This is a genomic window from Promicromonospora kroppenstedtii DSM 19349 (assembly GCF_000515355.1).
GTDB classification, from domain to species: domain Bacteria; phylum Actinomycetota; class Actinomycetes; order Actinomycetales; family Cellulomonadaceae; genus Promicromonospora; species Promicromonospora kroppenstedtii.
The window spans coordinates 113,428-114,473 of record NZ_KI911565.1; the positions used below are offsets into that span (position 1 = coordinate 113,428).

Sequence of the window (1,046 nt, forward strand, 5' to 3'; positions counted from 1 at the left end):
GCCGACGGCGGTGCTGCCGACGACGCTGTGGAGGCAGCCGGAGCCGCGCGGACCGGCCAGCGCGCACCTGCCAAGGAGCCGGCGCCCGAGCCGGCGACGCCGTCGGACGAGGTGACGCCCGAGGGCGCCGTCGAGCCGGAGGACATCAAGGAGCCTGGTGGGGCGGGGAACGACGTCGTCGAGGAGCAGGTACCGACCGACGAGCAGCCCGCGGGTGAGCGGCCGGCCCGGGAGCAGCCGGCGGGGCAGGCCCCGGCCGGTGACGAGCCGAACCGTGCCGCGCAGAACGCCGCCCCGAAGGAGACGTCGGCCCGTGGCGACGATGCGCGGGAGAACGCCGGTCGCGAAGGCGCGGACACACCGGACCCGGCCGACGCCGCGACCGGTACCGCTGGGATCGGTCGCCCAGGCGGCGGTTCCGACGCCGGCTCCGGCTCCGGCGACAAGGAGCCGCGGCCCGAGCCGACTGCCGAGGGAAACCTCGTCCCCGAGCCGGCGCCCGCACCGCAGGAGCCGACCGGGCCCCAGTACGACGAGGTCACGCCCGAGGACCTCCAGAACGACCCCGACCTGGAACAGGACCAGTCGGCGCCGCGAGGTTCCGCGCTCGACGAGACAGTGCCCGGCAGCGGGTTGATCGCCGACGAGCTCATGCCGCAGGAGCCCGCCGAGCGGCAGAGCGACGAGAGGTCTGCCGATGAGAAGTCGGCGGACGAGAAGGCGGCGGCCGAGGAGCCGGCTGCCGAGGAGACGTCGTCCGGGAGCGGCACGACCTGGGGCAGTGATCCGGCGTCCGAGGACACCGTGACGGGCAACGGCCTGGAGGGCGTGATCGAGGAGCCCGCCCAGCTCTACCCCGAGACCGAGGTCGAGCCGACGTCCGTCGGTGGCGCGGGTGCCGACGCCGCCGGTAGCGGCGCGGACGACGTGCGCCCCGAGGAGATCGCCGGCGACGAGCCGGTCGTGGAGCAGACCGCTCCCGAGGTCGCCGTCGAGTCGTCCCCGCCCGTGGCGGCGTCCGACGAGGCACCGGCGCCGGCCGGTGC

General features: G+C 76.0%; 1 protein-coding gene. It reads left to right on the forward strand.

Annotated elements, in window-relative coordinates; genetic code table 11:
* A partial coding sequence (locus PROKR_RS00575; RefSeq protein ID WP_036958770.1) for a hypothetical protein occupies positions 1-1,046 on the forward strand: 1,046 nt, incomplete at both ends.